Here is a 26,926-nt window from a genome sequence, read left to right as displayed (position 1 = left end):
TGTTCATGCTTCTTCTAACCCTAGTGTCAATTTCTGCAGCCATTGCGCAGAACATTCCTGTTAAAGGTGTGGTAACCGATGCGGCAGGAGAGCCTCTTGTAGGCGTAAGTATCAAAGTTTCGGGAACTACAGCCGGAACTACCACCGATGTTAATGGGGCATTTTCAATCAACGCACCATCTAACGGAACTCTTGTATTTACCTATATAGGTTATACAACAAAATCTGTAGCAGTTAACGGACAATCTTCATTAAATGTAAAACTGGCGTCAGAAGCAAAAGCTTTAGACCAGGTGGTTGTAACAGGTTATCAATCTCAAAGAAAGAAAGATATTACCGGTTCAGTTGCTGTAGTTGATGTAAACCAAATGACTTCGGTTCCATCTGGTTCGACTTCTCAATTACTTCAAGGACAAGCATCAGGGGTAGTGGTTTTAGCAGCTGGTCAGCCAGGACAAGAAGCTAATATCTTTATTCGTGGTGTTTCTTCATTTGGTAATACCAAACCTTTGGTTATTGTTGATGGAGTTCAGGCGGGTTTGAACGATATAAACCCAAATGATATCGCATCAGTACAGGTATTGAAAGATGCGGGTGCGGCATCAATTTACGGGGTTCGTGGGGCTAACGGAGTAATCGTAGTAACTACTAAGAAAGGAAAATCAGGCGCTCCTAAAATTACTTACGATGCTTATTATGGGCAGGTTACACCGCCTTCAGGCAACGTATTTAATTTAATGAATCCTTCTGAGATGGCTACTGTCTTTAACAGGGTTGACCCAAATCACGCTATTTATGCGGGAGGAAAAGTCCCTGAGTATATATGGGTGGACAATGCAGCTAATAAAGGAGGATACGCAGCGGCGGGATCTCCTGCAGTTGATCCTGCTAAATATCGTTTTGATCCCGTGAATCCTGCTAATAATTATCAAATAGCGAGGTCTAACCAAGCAGGAACAGACTGGTTCCATGAGATTTTCTCATCAGCACCGGTAATGAATCATTCCTTAACAGCGAGTGGGGGTACCGAAAACGCGACCTATTTGTTTTCTTTAAATTATTTAAATGAGCAGGGTACTTTAATGAATACCTATAATAAAAGATATGGTACTCGTATAAACACAACCTTTAATATTGGTAAAAGCATCCGTGTAGGTGAAAATGCATATTTGTATTATAAGAATTCTCCTGGTATCCCGGGTGGTAACCAAAATGAAGGTAATGCCATTTCGTTTGCGTATCGTATGCAGTCATTTATTCCCGTATACGACATTCAGGGTAACTATGCCGGTACTCGTTTAGGAACCGGTGAGATGGGGAACGGACAGAATCCTGTTGCAATGCAGGATGCTCAAAGAAATAACAAACAGAATTTTTGGCAGATGCAGGGAAATATTTTTGCTGAAGTAGATCTAATTAAAGGTCTTACTGCTCGCACATCTTTCGGTGGTAGTATTGGAAATAACTATTATTACAACTTTGGTTTCCCTAATTATTGGAACCGTGAAGGTTTTAGTAACCCTAACAGTTTTAGTGAAAATGCTTCTTATTACAATGACTGGACCTGGACTAATACGTTAAATTACTCTAAAGTAATAGGTACTCATAATATTAAAATATTGGCAGGAACTGAAGCTGTAAACTCTTATGGCCGGGATCTTGGAGGAAGTATAAATAGCCTATTCTCTACAGATCCAAATTTCATAAATCTTGACAACGGCTCGGCTAATGAAACAAATTATAGCCATGTAAATAATAATGACCGGTTGTTTTCCTTGTTCGGTCGTGTAGATTATTCTTTTCAAGATAAATATTTAATAGGAGCAACTATTCGCCGTGATGGTTCTTCTCGTTTTGGTAGTGAGAAACGTTATGGTGTGTTCCCTGCTGTATCTTTAGGATGGAGAATCAGCCAGGAGGCTTTTATGAAAAATATTGCGTGGTTGAACGACCTGAAACTCCGGGGAAGCTGGGGTAAAATGGGTTCGTATGCTAATACCCCTAATCGCAATGCCTATAATATTTTTGGAGGAAATAACCAGACTGCATACTATCCTATCGGTGGTGGTAATGGAATTCAACAAGGATTTCTTTCTTCTGATCTAGGAAATCCGGCTACGGGATGGGAAGAAGATATTGTTACAAATGCTGGTTTTGATGCCACAATCCTGAATAACCACGTAACTTTATCAGCAGAATGGTATAAGAAAAAGATTAACGGATTATTATTCCGCGAGTCGCTGCCTTATACTGTTGGTGGCGCAACAGCTCCTTATGTAAACCTTGGGGATATCCAGAACACTGGTCTTGATGTGTCAGTAGGATATAATAGCTCCCAGTCCAAAGATTTCAAATACAATGTAGGTGTTAACTTTACCACCTATGATAATAAAATTATCAGCGTTCCCGGAAACTTTTTTGAAACGTCAGGATCTCGTATCGGTAACCTGATTCGTAACCAGGTAGGTCATCCAGTTGCTTCTTTTTACGGCTACCAGGTACAGGGATTATTCAGAGATTCTTTAGACGTATTAAATTCTCCTACACAGGGTGGATCTGCTCCAGGCCGTTTCAAGTATAAGGATGTTGATGGAGACGGTGCAGTGACTGACAAAGATCGTACGTTTATAGGAAACCCAAATCCTGATTTTACTTACGGCATCAATATCGGGGCAAGTTATAAAAACTTTGACTTATCGACAGTTCTTTTTGGATCTCAAGGTAATCAGGCGCTTAACTATACTAAGTATTGGACTGATTTTCTTGGTAGTTTTGTGGGCGGTAAAAGTAAAGCTTTGTTAACAGCTTGGGAACCAGTTGATCGTTCTGCTCCAAGAGGGCAATGGGTTGCCAGCAATCCAAATGCAACAACTCCGGTAGCTGAATCTGCAAGTACTATTAGTAATTCCGGTGCCATGAACTCATATTATGTGGAAGATGCCTCCTTCCTTAAAATGCGTTCTTTACAAATAGGGTATACAATTCCGGCTACTGCTCTTAGCCGGTTAGGAATAAGCAGATTAAGAGTTTATGTGCAGGGAGCAAACCTATTTACCATCACAAAATACAGCGGTATGGATCCTGAATTGGTTCCTTCTTCTGGTAATTTGGGTGGTGATCAGCAATCTGCAGGTTTTGGTGTTGATTATGGTAATTATCCGAATAATCAAAAAAGTTTCTTATTCGGCGTTAACCTGACTTTATAATTGTTTGAAAAAAGTTTTGACAAATTTTTTATGAAAAGATTTAATTTAAAATTATTTATACCGGCATGTGCAGCATTAGTTGTAACTGCGTATGCGTGTAAAAAGGATTTCCTTGAGAGGAGTCCGGCTGGTGCATTGAGTGAATCGACTCTTGCAAATAAGGCAGGAGTGGACGGGATGCTGATAGGAGCCTATTCCCTGTTAGATGGAATTGGTGGCCCGGCAGGGGATCACTGGCCTAAAGCAATAAGTAACTGGGTTTGGGGTGGCGTAGCTTCTGATGACGCACACAAAGGATCTGAGTACGGGGATCAGCAGGATGCGGAGTTTGTTGAGAATTATACTATTCCTGCAACAAATCCTTATATTTCCGCTAAATGGGCTGCTAATTACGATGGTGCACAACGTGCAAATAACGTGTTAAGGTTAATGAGAAAGGTAACTGACGGATCACTTACTCCGGCTGATACTTTGCAAAATGCGGCTGAAGCACGTTTTTTAAGGGCAGTATACCATTTTGAAATTGCAAAAGTTTACGGTCCTATGGTTCCATTCGTTTCAGAAAACGTAACTTACGAAAATGGGAATTATTATGTCCCTAATGATGTAAGCGTTTATCCTGCAATTGAAGCTGATTTAAAATTTGCCGCTGAAAACCTTACTCCTACTAAATCTCAGTTTGGACGTGTTAACTCATGGGCAGCGAAAGCATTATTAGCTAAAGTAATGATGTTCCAGCATAAATATGCGGATGCTAATATTATATTGAAGGATGTTATTGCTAATGGCGTTAACTCTGGAGGAGTTAAATATGCTCTAGTTACAAATTTTTCTGACAATTTCAGAGCTTCTGCACAGAATAATTCAGAAACTGTATTTGCAGTTCAGATGGCAGTTCCCAAAGGAGACAATGGACGCAACGGTAATGCAGGTGATGCTTTAAACTTCCCTGGTGGTGGGTATACTACCTGCTGCGGTTTTTATCAGCCATCGTTTAGTTTAGCTAACGCATTTAAAGTTGATGCAAGTGGACTTCCGATGTTTGAAAATGATGCTTACAACGTTACAGATTTAAAGAACGATTATGAAATTGAGGCAGGTGATCCATTTACTCCGACTACCGAGCCTGTTGATCCTCGTTTAGACTGGACAGTAGGTAGAAGAGGAATTCCATATTTAGACTGGGGTGTAATGCCAGGTAAAGCTTGGATTCGCGCACAAGCTGCTGCAGGCCCTTATTTGCCGGTTAAGAATTTATTCTGGGGCGCTGAAAAAGATACTCAGGCAGATTCTTTTGATGGTTGGGCTGTAAATGAGTCAACAGGTAATAACTACAACTACTTGCGGTTTGCTGATGTGCTGTTAATGGCTGCAGAATGTGAAGCTGATGCGGGTAATCTTGGACAGGCGCAGACTTACGTAAACATGGTTAGAACGAGAGCAGCAAATCCTGCAACTTGGGTTCATACTTATAAGGATGATGCTAAACCTCTGGACGGATTCACTACTACTCCAGCTGCTAACTATAAAATTGGCATGTATACTAATTTTGTTGCCAAAGGAAAAGCGTATGCTGTTGAAGCAGTTCGTTTCGAAAGAAGGCTAGAGTTAGCTATGGAAGGCCACCGTTTCTTTGATCTTCAGCGGTATTCAATCGACTGGACAACTAATGCAAATAATGGTTACATGGCAGGTGTACTTAATAAGTACATCAGTCACGAAAATAAAAGTTATAGCCTGAAAGGTAAAAAATACCAAATTCTGGATGGAGCTAAATTCACTCAAGGGCAAGATGAGGTATTTCCTATTCCTCAAGGCCAGATTGACATTAGCAACGGTACTTTGAAGCAAAATCAAAATACTGGCTTATAGAATTTTATAAATAAAATATACTTGTATATTTGAGGTAGAGATTAATCTCTACCTCTTTTTTTTGAGTTTAAGTCCCGATTACTATTATGCATGTTTTTTCGTATAAATCTTTTTTTATTCTTGGTATTACTTTCACTCTTGCTTCTTGTGGAAAAAACCAATTGTTTGAAAGGGTAAACTCTTCCAGTTCAGGAATTACCTTTAATAATAAAATAGTGGAAACCGATTCTATAAATCCCTTAAGCATTGTAAATATATACAACGGCGGCGGTGTTGGGGTAGGGGACTTTAATATGGATGGTTTGCAAGACCTGTACTTTACGGGTAATATGGTGCCTAATAAGTTATATCTTAATAAAGGAAATTTGAGATTTGAGGATGTGACTGAAAAGGCAAATGTAGATGGTAACGGAAAATGGAGTCGCGGAGTTGCAGTAGTTGATATTAATAGCGACGGAAAATTGGACATCTATGTTTGTGCAACGCTTTCGAAAGATCCCAAAAAGCGAGAGAATTTACTATATGTCAATCAGGGAAATGACAAACAGGGAACACCTCAGTTCAAAGAGCAGGCGGCTGAATATGGGTTAAATGATTCTTCCCATTCAACGATGGCCCAATTTTTTGACTATGATAATGACGGTGACCTGGATATGTATTTGGTTGTAAATGAAATTTTACGATCTGAAAATCCAAATCGTTTCAGGCCTATTATTAATGACGGTTCTTTTCAAAGTACAGGTAAATTATATAGAAATGATAAAAACGACTCATTAAATCATCCATATTTTACAGACGTTTCAAAAGAAGCAGGAATTACAATTGAAGGTTACGGTCATGGGGCTACTATCAGTGATATCAACCAGGATGGCTGGAAAGATATTTATGTTTCTAATGATTTTGTATCTAATAATATCTTATATATCAATAATCAGAATGGAACTTTTACTGACCAGAGCAGAAAGTTCTTTAAACACACTGCTGCAAATGCAATGGGGCAGGATATTATTGATATTAATAATGACGGCCTTCCTGACGTTATTGAAGCGGATATGAACCCGGAGGATAATTACCGGAAGAAAATGATGATGAGCGCAAACAGCTATCAAACCTATCAGAATTTTGATTATTTCGGATACCAGTACCAATATGTTAGAAATACATTGCAGATAAACCAGGGCCCACGAGTAGGGCAAAATGATTCTGTAGGTGCTCCAGTGTTCAGTGATGTGAGTTTCTTAGCGGGTATTGCGGAAACGGACTGGAGTTGGACCCCACTCGTTGCCGATTTTGATAACGATGGGTTAAGGGATATTATTATTACAAACGGTTATCCACGTGATGTCACTGATCATGATTTTATCGCTTTTCGTGATGAATCTTTTTCCGTAGCAAGCAAAGAGCAACTATTGCACCAAATACCGGTTGTAAAGCTTCACAACTATGCATTTAAGAATAAAGGAAATCTTGAGTTCGCAAATGAAACGAATATGTGGGGTTTGAAAGAACCGACTTTTTCTAATGGTGCAGTATATGCTGATTTAGATAATGATGGCGATTTGGATATGGTAATAAATAATATTAACGATGAAGCATTTGTATATAAGAACAATTCAGACAAGATAAATGAGAAAGGGAATAATTATATTCAAATTAAATTTCAAGGAAATAGCTCCAACACAAACGGACTGGGAGCCTCGGCTAAAATTTATTATGATAAAGGTAAGCTTCAAAGCTTTGAAAATACTCCATACAGGGGATACCTTTCCACAGTTCAGGAAATTGCCCACTTTGGCTTAGGGGAAATTACTGCTATAGACTCAGCTGTTATAATCTGGCCAGCTGGTAAAAAGCAAATATTAACGAATATTAAGCCTAATCAAACTTTATTGGTAAAGGAATCTGATGCAAAATTTCCTTTCACCTACTCAGATAGAACGAAATTTGCTACGAATGCAATTTTTAAAGAAATTACAAATGCTGTGGGAATCGACTACAGCCATCAGGACGTGGATTTCGTTGACTTTAACTATCAGAAGCTTCTCCCGCATAAATTCTCAGAATATACTCCGGCTCTGGCTGTTGGAGATGTAGATAACAATGGGTTAGATGATGTGATTAGTGGTGGAAATTCCAGATATCCTGCTCAGATCTTTTTGCAGCAGAAGAACGGTGCATTCATTCAAAAATCACTCACTGCTCCTGTTGTTTCCGGAAATACAAATCTCGCAGGTAACATTTCGAAGGATTACGGGCTTTTATTATTCGATGCAGATAAAGATGGAGATCTGGATTTATATGTTGCAAGCGGAGGCTACGAAAGCGCTCCGAATTCGCCTGAGTACCAGGATAAGCTATATCTAAACGATGGAAAAGGAAGTTTTACAAAAGATGTTTCTGCTTTACCTCAAAACTTTACCAGCAAGCTTTGTGTCAGGGCGAGTGATTTTGATAAAGACGGAGACTTGGATTTATTTGTGTCAGGAAGAGTGGAACCATGGAATTATCCCAAACCCGTCTCAAGCTTTATTTTTCGAAATGATTCGAAAAACGGGAAGGTTAAATTTACGGACGTAACACTTACTGCAGCAAAGGATTTAAAAAGTATTGGACTGGTATGTGACGCTGTTTTTACAGATTTTGATAATGATGGCTGGCAGGATTTATTACTTGCAGGAGAATGGATGCCCCTTACTTTCTTAAAAAATGATAAAGGAATTTTTAAAAACGTTACTGAAAAATCAGGAATCAGCAATAAGATAGGATGGTGGAATACAATTGTTTCTGGTGATTTTGACAACGACGGAGATATTGATTATATCGCAGGTAATCAGGGAAAAAATACTTTTTACAAAGCTTCCGAAAAATATCCTGTTTTTATTACTGCTAAAGATTTTGATAATAATGGTAGCTACGATGCTATTCCTTCCCTCTATCTCCCTGATCAGGAAGGTAATATGAAGGAGTTCCCTGCCCATACCAGAGATGATATGGTGAAGCAGATTATCAGCATGCGTACCAGATTCCAGAATTATAAGAGCTTTGCTGTTGCAACAATGGACGAAGTGTTAACAAAGGAGCAAAGGGAAGGAGCTTTAAGAGTTAGTGCTAATTATCTTCTTTCAAGTTTCATTAAAAATGAGGGCAATGGTAAATTTAGTATAGTGCCTTTGCCGCAACAGGCTCAAACATCCGTTCTATGCGGTATGGTAGCGGAAGATTTTGATGGCGACGGGAACCTGGATGTTGTATTAAATGGAAATGATTTTGGGACAGAAGTTTCTGTAGGAAGATACGATGCCTTAAATGGATTGTTTTTGAAAGGAGATGGTAAAGGAAGTTTTAAACCGCTGTCTATTTTGCAAAGTGGAATATTTATACCCGGCGATGGAAAAGCATTAGTAAAATTACGGGATAAAGAAGGAAATATGCTTCTGGCGGCAAGCCAGAACAGAGGTCCGATGAAAATTTTGAAATTGAAAAAAATGGCCCAAACAATAAATCTGCAACCCTCGGATATAAGCGCCGTTGTAAAACTTCAAAATGGAAAAATCCGAAAGCAGGAGTTTGGATGGGGTAACTCATTCCTATCTCAATCAGGACGGTTTATAATTGTTAATGAAAGTGTGAAGTCTGTATCACTGAAAAATTCTCAGGGAAATTCAAAGATTGTCTATCAGAAATAGTGTGGAATTAAAGGGTGCCGTTTTTTATTTTATTTCTTAAATGTGAGAATAGTAAATAGAAAAATTAAAATGCTGCTTATAATAAGTAGCGTTATTTTAATACTGACACAATGTATAAATCAAAGTTCTGAAAAAAATATAAGTGTTATTACCGGAATAAATGGGCGAGAATATATAGGATCTGAAACTTGCAGGCAATGTCATAAGGATATCTATGATTCTTTTAGTAAAACTGCACATTTCCTTACATCCCGTCCGGCACAAAGAAAATTTATAAAAGGAAGCTTAGATTCAGGTAAAAATGTTTTTAAGATTAATGAACATTTTAAAATTGTTATGGAAAATAAGGGCGGAAAGATTTTTCAATCGGCCTATTTTGATAACAAATTGCAATTCGGATATCCATTTGACATAGTAATAGGCTCAGGAACTAAAGGACAAAGCTATTTATATTGGGAGGGAAATCACTTGTTTCAGCTCCCGGTATCCTATTATACACCATCTAATATCTGGATAAATAGTCCTGGTTATCCTTCTGACAGGCCTGTTTTTAATCGAATGGTTAGAGGACGTTGTTTAGAGTGTCATAGTACAATTTTTAAAGAAATTCCTAACACAACCGAAGAATACAACAAAGACCAGATTATTTATGGTGTGGGTTGCGAAAAATGCCATGGTCCGGCTGCCGCGCACGTAGAGTTTCATGTGAAAAATCCTGAGGAAAAAGTGGGCAGGTATATTGTTAATTCGGCAAGGTTCCCAAGACAAAGAAAACTGGATGCCTGTGCCTTATGCCATTCGGGGATTGGGAAGAGTCTTAAAGCTCCTTTCACATTCCTACCTGGTGATACACTCTCTGATTATCTGAGCTCTGGTAAATCCATGGATACTAATTATACCCCCGACGTGCATGGAAATCAGTATCAGCTTCTTAGTGCCAGTAAATGTTTTAAAATGAGTACGATGAATTGCTCGTCATGTCATAATACGCATATGAATGAAAGAAATAGCCTCATTGTCTTTTCGCAAAAATGCATGAATTGTCATTCGGAGAAAAAAGGAAATTTTTGTAAAATGGCACCTGTTCTTGGCGCTTCTATTGCCACAAACTGTATTGACTGTCATATGCCCTTAAGTCCTTCAAAAACTTTAACGGTTCAGGGTGCCGAACAAAAAGATCATACGCCTGTACTTGTTCGCACTCATTTTATTGCTGTATATTCTGAAAAAGGATCGCCAGTTCATAATTATAAAGCCTTTTTTGGGAAAGATAAGGCGGAATAACACTGAATTATAAACTTTCATAATAATTGTATACCAATAGAAAAATCCTATATTTGATATTGAGTTTAGAACCTGAATATTAATTATTTAACGCTTTGATGGAATGATGAAAAGGGCGATTTATTTTTTCTTGTTTACCGCGACTTTATTTACAGTAAGCTCATGCAAACAAAAGAAACCTCTAATTGATGATGCAGAAGTATTGCATCAAAACCAGGATCAGTTAACTGAGATAATAATATACGATACATTTTCACCTCCTGTTGCAAGCAGAATTTACGCGTATTCTTCTTTGGCTTCTTATGAAGCAATGCGCTTTGCCAACCCTGGTTACGAGTCTTTTGCACCAAAACTTAAAGGTTTTAAAGCATTACCGGTACCGGAAAAGGGGAAAAGTTATAATTATACTTTAGCGGCATCAAAAGCTTTCTTTACTGTTGTTCATAAGGTGGTATTCTCTTTGGATTCTCTGAAGGATTATGAAGATAATCTGTATTCAAGCTTTAAGTCCAATTTGGATGATTCTACTTACCAGCGATCAGTAGCTTTTGGTGAAGCAATTGGAAATGTAATTTTAGAAAGGGCAGACAGAGATAATTATAAAAGCTCAAGAGGAAAACAAAAGTATTTAGGAAGTCACGAAGATGGGAAATGGCGGCCAACAGCACCTGATTATTTAGATGCAGTAGAATGGTGCTGGGGATCTATGGATGGACTGTTACTTGATTCTGCCACTTTAGCCTCAAATCTTCCCGATCCGGTTAAATACAGCCTTCATCCCCAAAGCGACTATTTTAAAGAGATATCCGAACTCTACAAGGTTACTTCTAATCTTACCAAAGAGCAAAAAGATATTGCTCGTTTCTGGGATGATAATCCTTTTGTTATTGAGCATCATGGCCATATGATGTATGCAGATAAAAAAATTACTCCAGGCGGGCACTGGATGGGTATAACCGCAATTGCCTGCAAAAAAACAAAAGCTGATCCGGCAAAAACATCGCAGGCATATGCAGCTGCGGCAATAGCAATGTACGACGCGTTTATCTGCTGCTGGGATTTAAAATATAAATACAGTACGGTGAGGCCTATAACCGTAATTAATGAAAAAATAGACTCAAAATGGCAGCCTTTACTTCAAACTCCTCCATTTCCCGAATATCCAAGTGGCCATAGTACTATTACTCGTGCAGCAGCTACTGTTTTAACTAAGATGTTCGGAGATAATTTCGAGTTTGAAGACACGAGTGACGAGAAATATATTGGTATGAAGAGAAGTTTTAAATCTTTTATTCAAGCCGCTAACGAGGCATCAATTAGTCGCTTTTATGGTGGAATACATTATAGATTTAGCCTGGACGAAGGCTCTAAAGAAGGTAAAAAAGTAGGCGATACAGTTATTGAAAAGCTAAGTTTATAGGATACTGCTTTCTGGCTGACTTGTGAGAAAGTAATTAATCATTCTTACTCTTATTTAGCATAGTAAAGAACATATTTCTATCTTGCCGCTATTAAGAGTTGATTATGCAAGACTATTTCCTGGGAATTGATATTGGCTCCGGCAGTACAAAGGCCGTGGCGGTAGATTTAAACGGAAAACCTGTTGCTGATTCTCAAATTCATTATTCAATAGAATGCCCTTATCCTGGTTATAGCGAGCAGGATCCGGAAACTATATGGGGTGCGTTAACCAGTTGTATAAGAGATCTGTTGTCAAAAACTGGAAAAGCACCCCGGGCTGTATGCTTTAGCAGTGCAATGCACAGCGTGATTCCTGTAAATGAAAAAGGAGAAGCCCTGGCAAAAATGATGACCTGGGCAGATGGACGAAGTGTAGATATTGCCGATCGGCTGAAAGAATCTGCACATGGAGAGCCTTTATATAGAGCAAGCGGCACACCCTTGCATCCCATGTCTCCACTCTGTAAAATAATCTGGATCAGAGAACACAATCCTACACTTTTTGAACAAACACACAAATTCATCTCAATTAAAGAATATATCTGGTATAAATTATTTAATGAATTTTGTGTTGATTATTCTATTGCAACTGCTACGGGTTTATTCGATATTGAAAAATTAAGCTGGAATAAACTTGCTTTAGAAATTGCAGGAATTACAGAAAGTCAGCTTTCAGTTCCGGTTGATACTGATTATAGTGCCGGAGGTACGAATTTTGTGACCCGCTTTATACCCGAACTTACGCCTGGCATTCCTTTTATTATTGGAGCCAGCGATGGCTGTCTGGCAAATCTCGGTTCCTTCGCTACAGAACCGGGAAAAGGGGCTGTTACCATTGGCACGAGCGGGGCAGTCAGAATTGCGAGCGATAAGCCGATTTTTAATTATTCGGCTATGACATTTAATTACCTCTTAAAGAAAAATAAATTTATTTGCGGCGGCGCAATTAACAACGGTGGGAATGCTGTACAATGGTATATAAAAAATATTTTAAACGAAGAGGCCCTTTCAGCAACAGATTATGAAAGCTTTTTTCAGGAGGCAGCGACTGTTTCTGCCGGAAGCGAGGGCTTGATTTTTCTCCCATATATAATAGGCGAGAGAGCCCCTATCTGGGATGTAAGAAGCAGCGGTACTTTTTTAGGTATAACTTCAAAGCACGGCAGAGCGCATTTTTCCAGGGCAGTTCTGGAAGGGATTTGTTTTTCTCTGAAAGATGTTTTAGAAAGCCTGGAAAAATCGTCAGAAAACGTAACGGAATTGTACGTAAGCGGCGGATTTGTAAATTCTGGTATTTGGACTCAAATGCTTGCTGATGTTACCGGAAAACAAATTCGTATTGCACATTCAGCTGATGCTTCTGCTATTGGTGCCGCTTATCTGGGTATGGAAAGCATGGGGATATTTATTCCAATGGATAATATAGCGAATAAAACTTCCAGTGCAGTTATTTATCCCTCATTGGCTAATACAGAAATATATAATACATATTTTAGAATTTTCAAATCGATTTATCCGACGCTAAAACAACATATGCATCAGCTAAATGATTTAAAGTCTAAGATTGTTCAGGAACAGAATTCTATCTGATAATGTAAAAAATATGAAAATAGGACTAATTGGCTTAGGAAAAATGGGTTATAACCTGGCATTGAACCTAAAACGTAATAATCACGATGTAGTCGCATATGATGTAAACCAGGAAGCACTGAATTCTATAAGTCAGCAAGGTATTGCAGCAGTAAATTCGCTGGTAGAGTTAGTTCAGGCACTAAATAATATGAAGGTAATATGGCTGATGATTCCTGCCGGAAAGATCATTGACAGTACGTTAAATGACCTCAAAAAGCTGTTATCAACTGATGATATTATTATTGATGGTGGTAATTCGAATTATAACGATACTGTCAGAAGAGCTGCTGATCTTGCACAGGCAGGAATAAAATATTTAGATTGTGGCACAAGCGGAGGTACAGAAGGAGCTTTAAATGGAATTTGCGCAATGATTGGGGGTGAAAAATCGGCTTTTGACTATTGCGAAACGATATTTAAAGATATCTCTCTTCCCGGGGGTTATCTATACTGCGGTGCTTCGGGAGCCGGACATTATGTAAAGATGGTACATAATGGAATTGAATATGGGATGATGCAGGCAATTGCTGAAGGATTTGAAGTGCTTAATCAAAGCGAATTTGATTTAAACCTGGCAGCTGTGGCGGGTTTATGGAATCAGGGATCTGTTGTACGAAGCTGGCTGATGGAACTTACTGAACGTGCCCTTGTAAAAGATCCCGGACTAAATTCTATTAAAGGAATTATGCAATCATCCGGCGAAGGAAAGTGGACACTGGAAACCGCTCTTGAAAAACAAATTCCTACACCTGTTATTGCCTTGTCGGTAATTATGCGATACAGATCTTTGCAGGAAGATACTTTTGCAGGAAAAGTAGTTGCAGCTTTGAGGAATGAGTTTGGTGGGCACTCTGTTATAAAAAGCTAAGTGCTTTATTTTTAGTAAGTTTTTTAATAAAGGAGAAAGATTCTTTTTATATACGCAAATTCTATAAAACATTCTTATAGTTCTCCTGTTATTAAAAGGCAATAAAATAACGCTTAGTATGAAACATTCAGGAGCAATAGTAGAAAGAGCTGTACGAAGAAGTGGAATTAGTATAGCAGAGTTAGCACGGCAGGTTGATGTTAACCGCCGGTCTTTGTATAACTGGTTTGCTCAGGAAAAGTTAAGTATTGATATTATTTGCAAGATAGGCTTTGCTATTGGGTATGATTTCTCTATTGATTTTCCCGAGCAATTGACATCCTCTAAATATGCACAATTAAGCAGGTTTCTTGAATCAATGCAGCAAAAAGAAGAAACCAACAGCGCTTCTTTCTGGAAGAATAAATACATCGCACTGCTCGAAAAATATAATGAAATCCTGATGAAGACTGCTGCTGTGGATGAAAAAGAAACTGCAGCATAAAGCTGCAGTTGCAGGCTTAAACCCGATATCTCAGTGAAATAGAATTTCCAATTGCTTTAACTAAATCATTAACAATCGGATCTGAATCATCTTTTTGTATCCAGCCCTTGTTTGTTTCTTTACAAAGAGTAACTGTACTTCCCTGTAAAAGAATTTGCGATTCTATTACCTGTCCCGTTTGTTGTAATTTTAGTACCTGGAACTGGTAGTGGGACTTGTTTAAGTTAATAGTTAAAATCTGGCCCATATAGTTTATAATAATATGTTTTAACAATAATTTTTTAAACTTGTTTTTGCTTAAATATCGTAGCAACTGATTTTTTAAAGAGATTATTTCTTATTAACTTTCAATGCTCGAATTTTGAAGTCTCACGATCCTGAATGGTTAAATTTCTACTCTTTACAGTTTTTATTGTGCAGGCTTTAACGGGTTTTTCTCAGGAAAAACCAATGGGGGCAGTCAGAAAATTTCATCTGCCTGCAGGAGTAACACAAAAAGATTATTTACCAAATTCTTTAATAATAAAGGTTAAAGAGGGTTCTCAGGAACAGGGCGACAGAACAAAGAGTGTTCAGGCGGAAAAATTTCCCGATCTTAAACTTAAACTCGGTAAGTTACAATCCATAGCACAAAAGTTTCCTCATAGAGCTGCTATTTCTACCTACCGTAGTGACGCAAGTAAGGATATTGCAGGCTTAAACAGAATTTTTGAAGTAAAATTTGCAGCTAAAGCTAAAATTGAAGATGTAATAAACGAAATATTACAGGATGAAACAGTAGAATACGCTGAACCCCGGTATATCTCTCATACAAATTATGATCCCAACGACCCGCTATATAAAACCTCGCAATCGTATTTACAACAAGTTAAGGCGCCACAAGCCTGGGATCTTGCCCGTAATTCTTCAGCTGTTGTTATAGGCATTGTAGATTCCGGTTCAGATTTAGATCATGAGGATCTTTCTTCAAATATTTTTATTAATACCGCCGATCCGATAAATGGGCTGGATGACGACAACGACGGTTTTGTTGATAACTACAGAGGCTGGGACCTTGTGGGCAAGTCTGGGAATAACCCAGAACCTGATAATGATCCGGGAGTGAAGAGCGATTCTACAGATCATGGCGTTCATGTCAGCGGAATAGCCTCAGCCATTACCGACAATAATGTGGGAGTAGCAAGTATCTCATTTAATGCTAAATTATTAATTGTTAAGACAGGAGCAGACAATGATGCTTCTTCTATTTACTACGGGTACGATGGTATAAAATATGCAGTTGATCACGGCGCACAGATTATTAATTGTTCCTGGGGCGGACCAAGTGGCGGTAATTACGGTGCTGATATCGTTAAGTATGCAATAAGTAAAGGATGCCTGATTGTAGCTGCTGCCGGAAACAGCAGTTCTGCTCAACCCGATTACCCTGCCGGTTATCCCGGGGTTATCGCTGTTGCTAATGTTAGAGATGACGATGTGAAAAGCAGCTCCTCAAATTATGGCTCTTTTGTTTCTATTTCTGCACCCGGTACCAATATTCGCAGCACGGCGTTTAACAATACCTATAAACAGCTAACTGGAACTTCTATGTCGACACCGGTGGTTTCAAGTGCAGCAGCATTGGTGAAATCATATTTTCCCGAACTAACAATGCAGCAGGTGGGGGAGCGTTTACGTGTTACAGCTGACAATATAGATGCACAGAATCCTAATTTTGCCGGACGTTTGGGGAGGGGCCGGTTAAATGTTTACAGGGCTTTAACAGAATCTCCGCCCTCAATACGTTACCTGAATCTGGTTGTGGATGACAAAGGAAAAGAAAACCTTCCTGAGGGTTCCGTCTTCGACATCTATTTTGATCTTAAAAATACGCTCTCGTCAGCGAAAAATCTTCTCGTAAATTTAACTACCGATGATCCTAACGTCACAATCGTTCAAGAGCAGGTTCCGGTGGGAGATTTGGCAACAGATGAGATAAAAACGCATCTCGGTCCTTTTCAGGTCAGAATAAAGGAAGGCATACCTGATAATAGCGAAGTTGTATTTCGACTTAATTACGCGGCGAACGGAAATACTTACCAGGACTTTGAAACATTTACACTCATTCTCGCACATGACTATCTGAATGTTAAAGTGAACGAAGTTGCTACAACCATGACCAGCAACGGCAGGATAGGTTACAGTTTACCGGATGCAACCAATGGAATCGGATTTCAATATAAAGATCAATCGCTGCTTTTTGAAGCATCACTCATGATTGGAAATTCATCCACTCGGGTGTCAAACAATACGCGTTTTAATTCTAACATTCCCAGCGAACATTTTGTAAAGCAGCAGGCGGCACGCAGGCTTTCTAACAGTGCCGCAGCTTTCGAGGGAATATCTGTATTTGATGATAGCAAAAGTCCTAATCCGTTTAATATAAGGGTAAAACATCGGGTAGTTGCTTTTTCGGACGTGCCTGACGACAAATACGTAATTGTAGAGTACAAGATTATTAATGAAAGCAGTGCGGTGATTAACAACTTATATACAGGACTTTTTACAGATTGGGATATAGACGAAAGTGATAATAATATTACTAAATACGATCCCGTTAGCAGGATGGGATATACTTATTCAAAAAGAAAGAACAGTGCTTACACGGGAGTTAAATTACTCTCGGAAACATCTGCACCGCTTTATTATCCGCTGTCATATAGTATTGAAGGAGATCCGGTATCGGATGATATTTTTACAATTTCTGAAAAATATAAAACACTTTCCAGCGGCATTAAATCAGGTGGGCTGGGAGAAGATTCACCGAACGGATATGATGTAATGTTTGTAATGGGTGAAGGACCTTTTAATGTTCCCGCTAATGATTCTATTGTTGTGGCATTTGCTCTAATTGGCGGCGATAATTTAAATGATATTCAGAATAGTGCAGCGGCGGCACAAAAAAAGTATGCCATTCTTCAACAATCCGAACCAAAAGTGCCGGCAGGTAAAGATATTGTTATCAGATCTTACCCCAATCCTGTTAATATTGCCGCAGAAAGCCCTAACCTTGAAATTTCATTGCCCCAGGAAGGTCCGGTAACGATTTCTTTATACAATTTATTAGGCCAGCGAATCAAGCTACTTGCGGATAATAAAAGATATACAAGTGGAAAGCACACATTACCGCTTTCAATTTCTGATTTAGAGGATGGAGTTTACATTTGCAAACTCAGTTTTATGGGAATAGAGAAATCTGCCAAGATAAGTTTGTTCAGGTAAAAATCATTTCCGCTGTACCGGTTCTCTTTTAAAAGCGATGTTCAAATAAGCTTCTATCCTGTATTTCGTTATTTAATAGTATTTTTGCTAACCTGTTTCAGGCTGCAATTCACAAAGTACAGTAGTATGAATAAAAAAGAAATTTTACGTAAGATAGGCGGAATTCTTTCTGAATTAACTGAGCAATATCAATATCTTTCTGCAAATCCCGATAGTCTGAATGAGCTGGAGCTCGAGCTCTTTGTTGCTAACTCCAATTTTCTTGCAGACCACTTACAGATATTAAAGAAGATAAACAGCACAGAAGAAATTCCGTCAAAAGGCTTACATATTCCTTTTGCAGCTCCTGCTGAAATTGTGGAAGAAAAACTTCCGGAACCAGAATTTTTTAACCAGCCGGAAGAAGAGAATAGCAATTCAACGGAAGACGTTTCGTCAGAAATAGAATACGATACACCTTTTTTGAAAGAGGAAGCAGAAACTGATATTGAAGAATTGCCAGAGAATGAAGTTCCAGTTGTAAATGTGGTTGAAACGTCGCAAGAGGATGAGAAAATAACCGATGAAGCAATTCCTGCTGTAACAACCCCGGAAAATGAACATATAGAGGAAACGCCGTTTGAGAGTAAAGAGAATGTTCGGCAAACCATGGAAGACGCTAAGGAAGAAACACCTGTTGAAGAACAAAAGGTGTTTGAATTACCGCCTGTTATTCATAACGAACAACCAAAAACATCCTTATCGGATATTAATCCTGACTCTCATTCAACCCTTTCAGAACAACAATCTCCTGTAAAAACAATCAACGATTTAATCTCTGCTCAGAGAAAAGCTTCAACCGGTAGTTCTTATTTTAACCGGCAGCCTGCATCAGCTGATTTGAAATCCTCTATCAGCCTTAATGATAAGCTTTTGTTTATTAAAGATTTATTTAACGGATATAGCCTTGCATACAGCGAAGCTATAGAATTGTTAAACCGCTTTGATACGTTGGAAGCGGCTGATAAATTTTTGAAGACAAACTATTCAGAAAAGAATAATTGGGCAGCCAAACAAACTACGGTAAACAAGTTTTATGAAATTTTAAACCGCCGCTTTGTTAAATAAAACCCATTCTGTTTGAATCCAGTTTTAGCAGGATAAATATCAGGATGGTAAAGCTCCATAAAGAAGATCCTCCGTAACTTACCAATGGAAGCGGTATTCCAATTACGGGTATTAATCCAATCGTCATACCGATATTTATAAAAAAGTGGAAGAAAATAATGGAGGCTACGCCATAGCCGTAAATCCTGGAAAATGAGGATCGTTGCCGCTCGGCAAGGTGAATAATTCGTAAAAGGAGCGTAACATACAATGTTATAACAACGAAACAGCCTGCAAATCCCCATTCTTCTCCAATGGTACAAAAAATAAAATCGGTACTTTGTTCTGGTACAAAGTTGTACTTGGTTTGTGTGCCTTGTAAATATCCTTTGCCCCATAGCTGTCCGGATCCAATTGCGATTTTTGACTGGTTCAGGTTATATCCTTCACCCCGAGGATCATTGATCTTTCCTAAAATAACATCAATACGGTTTCTCTGATGCTCTTTGAGTATATTATTATAAGCAAAATCAACGCTGAAGATAAAGGCTACAGATAAAACGAGGCCTGCAATAATTTTCTGGGTAAATTTGGTGTTTTTCCGGAAGTTATAAATTAGAAAGGCTGCAAATACCACGACACCCGCTATTACGTAAAACTTATTGTATAGTAACGTTAGTACAAACAGTACAATAGACACTCCCTCAATAACCAGCACATATCCAGAAAGTCCTTCCCTGTATAGCGTAAAAACAAGCGAAGTGAAGGTAAGGGCCGAGCCTGCATCAGGCTGACGCATGATCAGGAACATCGGTATCAATAGGATAATCCCCGTAAAAAACTGAGTTTTCAGGTCGCTGAATTTAATTGTTGATGAACTGAGGTAACGGGCAAGTAAAAGGCAGGTAGAAAACTTTGCAAATTCCGAAGGTTGCAGTCTGAAGCTTCCAATGGCAATCCATGCCTGATTTCCTCCTACATTTCGTCCGATAACTAATACCAAAACAAGTAAAGCCAGCGAAACTCCGTAAAATACAGGCGAAAAGGTGTTAAAAAACTTGGCATCCAGTAAAAGGATAATCGTACCTAGTATTAACGCAGATATAATATAAATGAACTGCTTGCCATAATTGGTGCTAAGATCAATAATACTGGAATGTTCAGGATCGTAAACTGCTGCATGAATATTAAACCAGCCAATAATACATAAGCTTAAATAAAGCAGAATTGTAAACCAGTCAACGTTAAAGAAAAGCCCCCTTTGATTATTCATGATTTATTTTCCTTTTGTTTACCCGTTCCATTATACGCTTTCTGCAAGCTAACGGCCTTTTTAACTGTATCCTGTTTTTGCTTTTTTTCTGGTGTTTTTTCTTGGCTCTCTTTTTTTAGCCCCGGTAAAGCCGGTAACAGATTGGCATTTATATACCGATTAACATCAATGCCAGAGGGACGACGTGTTATGGAATCTTTTAGATATTTTTCTACCATAAAACTAGCGATTGGCGCCGCCCAGGATGCGCCGTAACCGCCGTTTTCTACTATTACTGCGATAGCTATCTTTGGGTTCTCTCTCGGTGCAAATCCAACAAATACAGAGTGGTTTTTACCATGTGAGTTTTGAACCGTCCCCGTTTTTCCGCAAAATACAACTCCGGGTATTTTAGATGCTGTTGCTGTTCCGTTATCTACAACCTGTTGCATTCCGTCTATAACCGGTTCGAAATATTTAGGCTCTACACCCACATGATTTTTTACAATAAATTCTTTTTTGATAACTTTTTTATCTCCAATAGCCTTAATTAAGTGTGGCTTGTAATAATAGCCTTTATTGGCTATTATACATTCAACGTTTGCCATTTGTAAAGGGGTAGCATTTAATTCCCCCTGCCCGATAGCGAGTGAAATAATGGTGTTTGAGTTCCACCTGGAATTATATACTTTGTCGTAATACTCACTGCTTGGAAAAATGCCTTTTTTCTCGTTGGGAAGGTCGATGCCAAGTTTTACTCCGAAACCGAATTTGTTTGCATGTTCTTTCCAGTTCTCATAGGCCAGCTTAATTTTTTTTGAGCCTTGCAGCCTCAAAAGATCATTCAGAATATAACAAAAATAGGTGTTGCAGGACATGGCTATCCCCTTTGATAACGCAGTCGGTCCATCTACGTGTTCACATTTGACACGATGGCTGCCTGCCATATAATATCCCGGGCAATAATAGCTGGTGGATGGGGTAATAATACCCTCCTGCAGGGCAATTAATGCGTCAACGGGTTTAAAAGAAGAACCTGGTGAGTAATATGCCTGAATAGGACGTATCAATAAGGGTTTGTAAGGATGTTTAAGATATTTAATATAATTGTTCCCACGTTCTCTTCCTACCATTTCATTCGGATCGTATGTAGGACTGCTTACAAAGGCAAGTATTTCACCGGAGCCAGGTTCAATGGCAACAATACTGCCTATTTTATTTTGCATCAGTTTCTCGCCCAATTTTTGCAGTTCTTTGTCAAGCGAAGAGATTAATTTATCTCCGGCTACTGCCAGTGTATCGTATTTTCCATTGGCAAAGTGTCCCTTAGGGCGATTAAAAGCATCAACCATTAAATTTTGAACCCCGCGTTGCCCCCGGAGTAATTCTTCATACGAGCGTTCAACTCCGCTTCTGCCAATATAATCTCCGGGTTGATAAAACCCATCTGACTCTTCAATTTCTTTATCTGTAACTTCGCCGATATAACCGAGAAACTGCGCTGCTGTACTGTCGGGATAGCGTCTCACAGAACGTTTTTGAACAAAAAATCCGGGATATTCAAACAGCTTTTCCTGAAAAGTGGCGTACATGCGTGCAGAAAGCTGTTTTTCAAAGACAGATGCACGATAGGGGGAATAATTTCTGGCCTTTTTAAACCGTTTATCAAATCCAGGCTTATCTATTCCAACCAATTTGCAAAACTCTAAGGTATCAAATGGCTTTACTTCATGCGGAATAACCATAATATCATATACAGGTTCATTTTGAACCAGTATTTTCCCCTTACGGTCAAGGATAACTCCTCTGGCAGGGTAAACGATTACTTTTCTTAATACGTTGTTATTTGCGGATAAAAAATAACTTTTATCAATTACCTGGATATAGAATAACCGCAAAAGCAATATGATGGCAACAGAAATAAAAACCGCCTGGATAACAAATCTTCTTGCAAAAAAACTATTCATGTACGCTCTTTCTTACGGAAAAAGATGAACTCGGATACGAGAATTAATACTAACGTTAACAGGGAGCTAAATAATATCCTGATTAGCGTATATCTCAAATCATTGAAGCTGAATGTTTCAAGAAGGAACAGGGTTATATGGTGAAATATGGTCAAAAAGATTGCATAAAAGAAGAACCATCTGAAACCCATTATACCTAAACGTGGCTCAGGCTCATTTTCAAAACCCTGCCGCTGCACAGTTAGATTAATAAATATAATGCGTACCAGAGCCAGAACAGAGCAGGCAGCAGCGTTAATGCCGGGCGTATCATAAAAAGCATCAACGGTAATACCTGCAATAAATGAAAGAAGGAATAAAAGCCAGTTTGGGATGTCGAATGGTAGTAAGAGGATGAACAATATGTATAAAAATGGAGTAGCCAAGTTATAATAGCCGATGTTTTTTAACAGGAAAACCTGGACAAAAATAAGAGCCAGGAAGCGTATAAGGTTATTCAGAATTACTCTACTCATCTTTTTTGCTTTCTGTTTCTAATTGCTGCTGCTCCTGAGATAAAGTGTTTTTTACTACATAAACATACTGAAGTGTTGAAAAATCAGTACTAAGATGTACCTTTATATCTAAAAAACTATCGCCGCCTTTTACACCTGTATCTACAACTTTTCCGATAAGGATATCATGGGGGAATAACGAAAACCCGGAGGTAACTACTTTTTGTCCTTTTTTTACAATTACGTGGTTAGGAATATCTTTTAAGGTAGCTGTTTGCGGATCAAAGTCTTCTTCGCCCCAAATTAACGAGCCGAAAGCGTTACTGCCTTCAATACTTGCGCTTATCCTGGTATCTGTATGTAAGATAGACTGAACCGTAGAAAAATTATCAGAGGTCTGTAAAACAATACCAACAACTCCCGAAGGGCTTATTACACCCATTCCTTTTTCTACACCATGACGTTTTCCGCGGTTTATTGTTAAGTAATTATTTTTCTGATGGATCGAATTATTTACAACTCTTGATACAATATAAGTGTACTGTTGTTTTGTTAGGGTATCGTTTACAATATTCTGTGCAACGCTGTCATCAAATTTCGAGCTTTTCAGGCTGTTTCTGAGCCTTGCATTTTCTGCAGCCAAACTATCGTTAACGTTTACAAGGTTCAGGTACTCTTTGAAATGATTAACCCGGCTGTAAATTTCTCCAACAACTTCATTAGAGGAATTAATGACCGTCGCTCTTTGAAAAGAGTTGTTCTTAATGGCAATAACCAGCGATCCTACAAAAGAAATAGCAAAAAGGAAAAATGCGTTATACTTGCTTATGAAAATCCATAGGTTACGCATTGCTTTTAGTTGTAGGTTTTAAGTTGTAAGTTCTAAGTCGTGTTGCTTTTAGTTTTAAATTTTAGTCACTGGGGGTATTGTTTAAAAAACACACAACTTAAAACCCATCACTTACAACTTAAATTATTGCATTAAGAATTTAAAGTTTCCGATATTTTTCAAAGCTATTCCGGTACCGCGTACAACAGCACGTAACGGATCCTCGGCTACATGCACAGGAAGTTTGGTTTTTGACGCAACCCGCTTATCAAGGCCTCTTAAAAGTGCGCCGCCACCAGTAAGATAAATACCAGTTTGGTAAATATCAGCAGATAGTTCAGGCGGAGTTATCTCTAATGCTTTCAAGATGGCTTCTTCTATTTTCGAGATCGATTTATCAAGGCAATGAGCTATTTCGGTATAGGATACAGTAATTTGTTTAGGTACACCTGTCATCAGGTCACGTCCCTGTACAGCAAAATCTGCCGGCGGATCGGATAACTCAGGAAGGGCTGCTCCCACTTCTATTTTAATTTTTTCCGCAGTACGTTCCCCAATCATAATATTATGCTGGCGACGGATGTACTGAACAATATCACTATCGAAATTATCTCCAGCAACACGAATTGACTGATCGCAAACAATACCTGAAAGCGCAATAACGGCAATTTCTGTAGTTCCACCACCAATATCAATAATCATATTTCCCATTGGTTCTTCTACATCAATTCCAATACCTACCGCTGCGGCCATTGGTTCGTGTATCAGGTAAACCTCTTTTGCTCCGGCAATTTCGGCAGAGTCACGCACAGCACGTTTTTCAACTTCTGTAATACCCGATGGAATACAAATAACCATACGTAAAGAAGGGAAGAACCATCCCTTTCCGTTATTGATCATTTTAATCATCCCGCGAATCATATGTTCAGCCGCATTAAAATCTGCAATTACACCATCTTTTAAAGGGCGAACTGTACGAATATTCTCGTGAGTTTTTCCCTCCATTTGCATAGCCTGCCTGCCAATAGCAATTACTTTGTTTGTAGTGCGGTCAAAAGCTACAATTGAAGGCTCGTCAACCACTACCTTGTCATTGTGAATGATAAGCGTGTTTGCAGTGCCTAAATCTATTGCGATTTCCTGTGTAAACCAGTTAAATAAGCCCATTAAAGCGATGTTAAAAATTTAATATTATTTTGATCTCTTTCTATTAATTCTAAAATATAGAAAATATTGTATGAGATTTAATTATTAATGTTTGAAATGACGTACACCGGTCATTACCATGCTAATATTTTTTTCATTTGCCATATCTACAGATAACTGATCTTTAATTGATCCGCCGGGTTGCAATACTACAGAAATTCCTGCATCTGCGGCAATTTCTACACAATCTGGAAAAGGGAAAAATGCATCCGAAGCCATTACCGATCCGCGTACATCAAAACCGAAAGATTTTGCTTTTTCAAGGGCTTGTTTCAGCGCATCCACCCGCGATGTTTGTCCTACGCCGCTTGCTAAAAGCTGTCCGCCTTTTGCCAGTACAATTGTATTTGATTTAGTATGTTTTACAATTTTATTGGCAAAAAATAAATCTTTCAATTCTTCGGCTGTCGGTTTGCGGTTGGTAACCGGATTCATCAAATCTTCGCCTTCAATAGTTAGATCCTTATCTTGTTCAATTACTCCGTTAAGGAGTGTTTTGAACTGTTTTTTTGGCAGTTCTACGTTGTTTCGGATTAAAAGGATACGATTTTTCTTTTCGGTAAGAATCTTAGTTGCCTCTTCTGAAAAAGATGGCGCAATGAGTACTTCAAAAAATAGTTTATTAATTTCTTTTGCTGTTTCCCCGTCAACTTCTCCGTTACAAATTATAACACCTCCGAAAGCTGAAACCGGATCGCAGGCTAAAGCATCTTTCCAGGCTTCAAGAAGATTGGAGCGGGTAGCTACGCCGCAGGCATTGGTGTGTTTCAGTATTACAAAAGTTGGTTCAGTAAATTCATCAATTAATGCAACCGCGGCATCCACATCTACCAGGTTATTATACGAAAGTTCTTTTCCGTTAAGTTTTGTGAACATACGGTCTAAATCGCCATAGAAAAAGCCTTTCTGATGTGGGTTTTCTCCATAACGCAGCGTTTTTACCTGTTGTTCACTTTGTTTAAATACCTGTAACGACTCATCGTTATTAAAATAATTGAAAATTGCGGTATCGTAGTGAGATGAGGTATTGAACGCTTTTTTTGCGAATTCGCGGCGTTGTTCTAATGTGGTTTCGCCGTTATTCTCTTCGAGAATGTTTTGAAGGGTAGTATAGTCATTTTTTGAAGCAATAATGACAACATCATTGAAATTTTTGGCAGCAGCCCGGATCAGTGAAATTCCACCGATATCAATTTTTTCAATAATATCTTCTTCTGATGCACCCGAACTAACAGTTTCCTCAAAAGGATAAAGGTCAACAATTACAAGATCGATTTCGGGGATTTCATATTGTTCTATCTGTGCTTTATCTTCATTCAGGTTTCTTCTTGATAAGATACCTCCAAAAACCTTTGGATGCAATGTTTTTACCCGTCCTCCCAGAATAGAAGGATAACCTGTCAGGTCTTCTACCGCAACTACGTCAACTCCCAGCTCCCGGATAAATTTTTCCGTTCCACCGGTTGAATAAATAGTAACACCGTTTTTATTTAACTGGTGTATCAATGGTTCTAAATTGTCTTTGTAATAGACTGAAATTAAGGCGTTTTTAATTTTAACAGGATGACTCATTTATAGGGTAAATTGAAGCGGCAAAGATAGTTTTTTTGAATGATTACTAAGCGTATCAGCGTAGTATTTTAATGTTTTTATTCCTGATTTTTGAATTTGCAGAGTTGCTTTTTACATCAGACAATTGAGGCTGATAAATTTTTATACAGTTTGCTTAAAAAACCTGTTACAGAACGATCGATTTTTTCGTATCTGTTGAAAAAGTTATTATGAAAAAGCCTTTACTTATCACTTTGCTTGTCTTTTTTGCAGGTAGTTCTCTAGTCGCACAGGAAGTTAATAATACATTTAAGATAAATCCCTTAAGCGCTTTGCTGCGTGTCGGATCTGTATTTTATGAGCGAAAGGTTGCTGACAACGGCTCGTTACAATTAGGTGTAGCTTATACAGGTTTGAAACTGGATGATACAAAGTTTACAGGACTGGCACTTACGCCGGAATACAGATATTTCCCGAAAGCGAACGCTTTAAGTGGTGTTTATCTTGCTCCTTTTCTTCGCTATCAAAATTATAAATTAAAGGAGAATGATAATAAAGGATCCTATTCTTCATTTGGAGGAGGTGCCCTTATTGGCCGTCAGTGGGTTTTTAAAAGCAATTTTACACTTGATCTTTTCTTTGGCCCGAGTTTTAATTCCGGAAAATATAAAGCTGAATCAGGAGATGAGGATATAGACATCAGCGGAGGAATAAACGGATTTGGATTAAGAACAGGACTTTCTTTGGGATTAGGTTTTTAACTATACACAAGATTTTGTTAAAGATG

At 38.5% G+C, this 26,926-nt stretch carries 18 protein-coding genes; 11 read left to right on the top strand and 7 right to left on the bottom strand.

Going from position 1 to position 26,926, the window contains the following annotated elements; genetic code table 11:
• Window positions 1-23: 23 nt before the first annotated feature.
• From ACLCDL_RS14920 to ACLCDL_RS14885, 8 genes are all read left to right on the top strand, one after another.
• A complete protein-coding gene (locus ACLCDL_RS14920; RefSeq protein WP_423149200.1) occupies window positions 24-3,206 on the top strand; it encodes a SusC/RagA family TonB-linked outer membrane protein in 3,183 nt (1,060 codons plus the stop codon).
• 30 nt (window positions 3,207-3,236) lie between these two features.
• Window positions 3,237-5,078: a RagB/SusD family nutrient uptake outer membrane protein gene (locus ACLCDL_RS14915; RefSeq protein ID WP_423149199.1), complete on the top strand. Its 1,842-nt coding sequence runs from the start codon at window positions 3,237-3,239 to the stop codon at window positions 5,076-5,078.
• 86 nt (window positions 5,079-5,164) lie between these two features.
• Window positions 5,165-8,764 carry a VCBS repeat-containing protein gene (locus tag ACLCDL_RS14910; RefSeq protein WP_423149198.1) on the top strand — a complete coding sequence of 1,200 codons (3,600 nt, stop codon included), beginning with the start codon at window positions 5,165-5,167 and terminating at the stop codon, window positions 8,762-8,764.
• Between the two features lie 336 nt (window positions 8,765-9,100).
• Window positions 9,101-10,048, top strand: coding sequence for a cytochrome c3 family protein (locus tag ACLCDL_RS14905; RefSeq protein WP_423149197.1), 948 nt, complete (start codon window positions 9,101-9,103; stop codon window positions 10,046-10,048).
• A 103-nt stretch (window positions 10,049-10,151) separates the two neighbouring features.
• On the top strand, window positions 10,152-11,468 hold the full coding sequence (locus ACLCDL_RS14900) for a vanadium-dependent haloperoxidase (protein ID WP_423149196.1): 1,317 nt from the start codon (window positions 10,152-10,154) through the stop codon (window positions 11,466-11,468).
• 104 nt (window positions 11,469-11,572) lie between these two features.
• A complete protein-coding gene (locus tag ACLCDL_RS14895; protein ID WP_423149194.1) occupies window positions 11,573-13,099 on the top strand; it encodes a gluconokinase in 1,527 nt (508 codons plus the stop codon).
• Between the two features lie 13 nt (window positions 13,100-13,112).
• Entirely contained in the window at window positions 13,113-14,009 is an 897-nt protein-coding gene (gene gnd / locus ACLCDL_RS14890; RefSeq protein ID WP_423149193.1) for a phosphogluconate dehydrogenase (NAD(+)-dependent, decarboxylating), read from the top strand.
• A 118-nt stretch (window positions 14,010-14,127) separates the two neighbouring features.
• Window positions 14,128-14,493, top strand: a complete 366-nt coding sequence (locus tag ACLCDL_RS14885; protein WP_423149191.1) for a hypothetical protein — start codon at window positions 14,128-14,130, stop codon at window positions 14,491-14,493.
• A gap of 16 nt (window positions 14,494-14,509) precedes the next feature.
• On the opposite strand, the gene ACLCDL_RS14880 is transcribed toward ACLCDL_RS14885, so the two are convergent.
• Complete coding sequence (locus tag ACLCDL_RS14880; protein ID WP_423149189.1) at window positions 14,510-14,740, bottom strand: hypothetical protein; 231 nt, start codon at window positions 14,738-14,740, stop codon at window positions 14,510-14,512.
• A 134-nt stretch (window positions 14,741-14,874) separates the two neighbouring features.
• Between ACLCDL_RS14880 and ACLCDL_RS14875 the strand changes: the two genes are divergently transcribed.
• Together ACLCDL_RS14875 and ACLCDL_RS14870 are read left to right on the top strand one after the other, a co-directional pair.
• Window positions 14,875-17,754 (top strand): S8 family serine peptidase, encoded by a 2,880-nt coding sequence (locus ACLCDL_RS14875; RefSeq protein WP_423149187.1) that lies wholly within the window; start codon window positions 14,875-14,877, stop codon window positions 17,752-17,754.
• 126 nt (window positions 17,755-17,880) lie between these two features.
• The gene (locus ACLCDL_RS14870) at window positions 17,881-18,861 is read left to right on the top strand and encodes a hypothetical protein (protein ID WP_423149185.1); all 981 of its coding nucleotides are present in this window, start codon (window positions 17,881-17,883) and stop codon (window positions 18,859-18,861) included.
• Here the strand turns inward: ACLCDL_RS14870 and rodA are convergent.
• The 6 genes from rodA to purH all read right to left on the bottom strand — a co-directional run bounded on the left by rodA (window position 18,854) and on the right by purH (window position 26,160).
• Window positions 18,854-20,113: a rod shape-determining protein RodA gene (gene rodA, locus ACLCDL_RS14865; protein WP_423149184.1), complete on the bottom strand. Its 1,260-nt coding sequence runs from the start codon at window positions 20,111-20,113 to the stop codon at window positions 18,854-18,856. The two genes, ACLCDL_RS14870 and rodA, sit on opposite strands and share 8 nt — an antisense overlap.
• Window positions 20,110-22,059 (bottom strand): penicillin-binding protein 2, encoded by a 1,950-nt coding sequence (mrdA, locus tag ACLCDL_RS14860; RefSeq protein ID WP_423149182.1) that lies wholly within the window; start codon window positions 22,057-22,059, stop codon window positions 20,110-20,112. Before mrdA ends, rodA begins: the two co-directional genes overlap by 4 nt.
• Entirely contained in the window at window positions 22,056-22,574 is a 519-nt protein-coding gene (locus ACLCDL_RS14855) for a rod shape-determining protein MreD (protein ID WP_423149181.1), read from the bottom strand. The genes mrdA and ACLCDL_RS14855 overlap by 4 nt, the downstream gene beginning before the upstream one ends.
• Entirely contained in the window at window positions 22,567-23,403 is an 837-nt protein-coding gene (gene mreC, locus ACLCDL_RS14850) for a rod shape-determining protein MreC (protein WP_423149180.1), read from the bottom strand. The genes ACLCDL_RS14855 and mreC overlap by 8 nt, the downstream gene beginning before the upstream one ends.
• Before the next feature lie 123 nt (window positions 23,404-23,526).
• Window positions 23,527-24,549: a rod shape-determining protein gene (locus ACLCDL_RS14845; RefSeq protein WP_423149179.1), complete on the bottom strand. Its 1,023-nt coding sequence runs from the start codon at window positions 24,547-24,549 to the stop codon at window positions 23,527-23,529.
• 84 nt (window positions 24,550-24,633) lie between these two features.
• Window positions 24,634-26,160 (bottom strand): bifunctional phosphoribosylaminoimidazolecarboxamide formyltransferase/IMP cyclohydrolase, encoded by a 1,527-nt coding sequence (gene purH / locus ACLCDL_RS14840; protein WP_423149178.1) that lies wholly within the window; start codon window positions 26,158-26,160, stop codon window positions 24,634-24,636.
• A gap of 209 nt (window positions 26,161-26,369) precedes the next feature.
• On the opposite strand from purH, the gene ACLCDL_RS14835 reads away from it, so the two are divergent.
• Window positions 26,370-26,900: a DUF3575 domain-containing protein gene (locus ACLCDL_RS14835; protein WP_423149176.1), complete on the top strand. Its 531-nt coding sequence runs from the start codon at window positions 26,370-26,372 to the stop codon at window positions 26,898-26,900.
• The last annotated feature ends 26 nt before the right edge of the window (window positions 26,901-26,926 follow it).

This window comes from Rubrilithobacter danxiaensis (genome assembly GCF_047272945.1).
In the GTDB taxonomy this organism is placed as follows: Bacteria; Bacteroidota; Bacteroidia; order Sphingobacteriales; family Sphingobacteriaceae; genus Rubrolithibacter; species Rubrolithibacter danxiaensis.
The sequence above is the reverse complement of the archived record's forward strand: the minus strand, read 5'-3'. Positions and strand labels throughout refer to the sequence as shown.

What these genes read in the sequence shown, in the direction of transcription:
- purH (WP_423149178.1), bottom strand. Translation starts at nt 26,160, where the DNA reads ATGAGTCATCCTGTTAAAATTAAAAACGCCTTAATTTCAGTCTATTAC.
- ACLCDL_RS14845 (WP_423149179.1), bottom strand. Translation starts at nt 24,549, where the DNA reads ATGGGCTTATTTAACTGGTTTACACAGGAAATCGCAATAGATTTAGGC.
- mrdA (WP_423149182.1), bottom strand. Translation starts at nt 22,059, where the DNA reads ATGAATAGTTTTTTTGCAAGAAGATTTGTTATCCAGGCGGTTTTTATT.
- ACLCDL_RS14855 (WP_423149181.1), bottom strand. Translation starts at nt 22,574, where the DNA reads ATGAGTAGAGTAATTCTGAATAACCTTATACGCTTCCTGGCTCTTATT.
- ACLCDL_RS14870 (WP_423149185.1), top strand. Translation starts at nt 17,881, where the DNA reads ATGAATAAAAAAGAAATTTTACGTAAGATAGGCGGAATTCTTTCTGAA.
- rodA (WP_423149184.1), bottom strand. Translation starts at nt 20,113, where the DNA reads ATGAATAATCAAAGGGGGCTTTTCTTTAACGTTGACTGGTTTACAATT.
- ACLCDL_RS14915 (WP_423149199.1), top strand. Translation starts at nt 3,237, where the DNA reads ATGAAAAGATTTAATTTAAAATTATTTATACCGGCATGTGCAGCATTA.
- ACLCDL_RS14895 (WP_423149194.1), top strand. Translation starts at nt 11,573, where the DNA reads ATGCAAGACTATTTCCTGGGAATTGATATTGGCTCCGGCAGTACAAAG.
- mreC (WP_423149180.1), bottom strand. Translation starts at nt 23,403, where the DNA reads ATGCGTAACCTATGGATTTTCATAAGCAAGTATAACGCATTTTTCCTT.
- ACLCDL_RS14835 (WP_423149176.1), top strand. Translation starts at nt 26,370, where the DNA reads ATGAAAAAGCCTTTACTTATCACTTTGCTTGTCTTTTTTGCAGGTAGT.
- ACLCDL_RS14880 (WP_423149189.1), bottom strand. Translation starts at nt 14,740, where the DNA reads ATGGGCCAGATTTTAACTATTAACTTAAACAAGTCCCACTACCAGTTC.
- ACLCDL_RS14885 (WP_423149191.1), top strand. Translation starts at nt 14,128, where the DNA reads ATGAAACATTCAGGAGCAATAGTAGAAAGAGCTGTACGAAGAAGTGGA.
- ACLCDL_RS14900 (WP_423149196.1), top strand. Translation starts at nt 10,152, where the DNA reads ATGATGAAAAGGGCGATTTATTTTTTCTTGTTTACCGCGACTTTATTT.
- gnd (WP_423149193.1), top strand. Translation starts at nt 13,113, where the DNA reads ATGAAAATAGGACTAATTGGCTTAGGAAAAATGGGTTATAACCTGGCA.
- ACLCDL_RS14875 (WP_423149187.1), top strand. Translation starts at nt 14,875, where the DNA reads ATGGTTAAATTTCTACTCTTTACAGTTTTTATTGTGCAGGCTTTAACG.
- ACLCDL_RS14905 (WP_423149197.1), top strand. Translation starts at nt 9,101, where the DNA reads ATGGAAAATAAGGGCGGAAAGATTTTTCAATCGGCCTATTTTGATAAC.
- ACLCDL_RS14910 (WP_423149198.1), top strand. Translation starts at nt 5,165, where the DNA reads ATGCATGTTTTTTCGTATAAATCTTTTTTTATTCTTGGTATTACTTTC.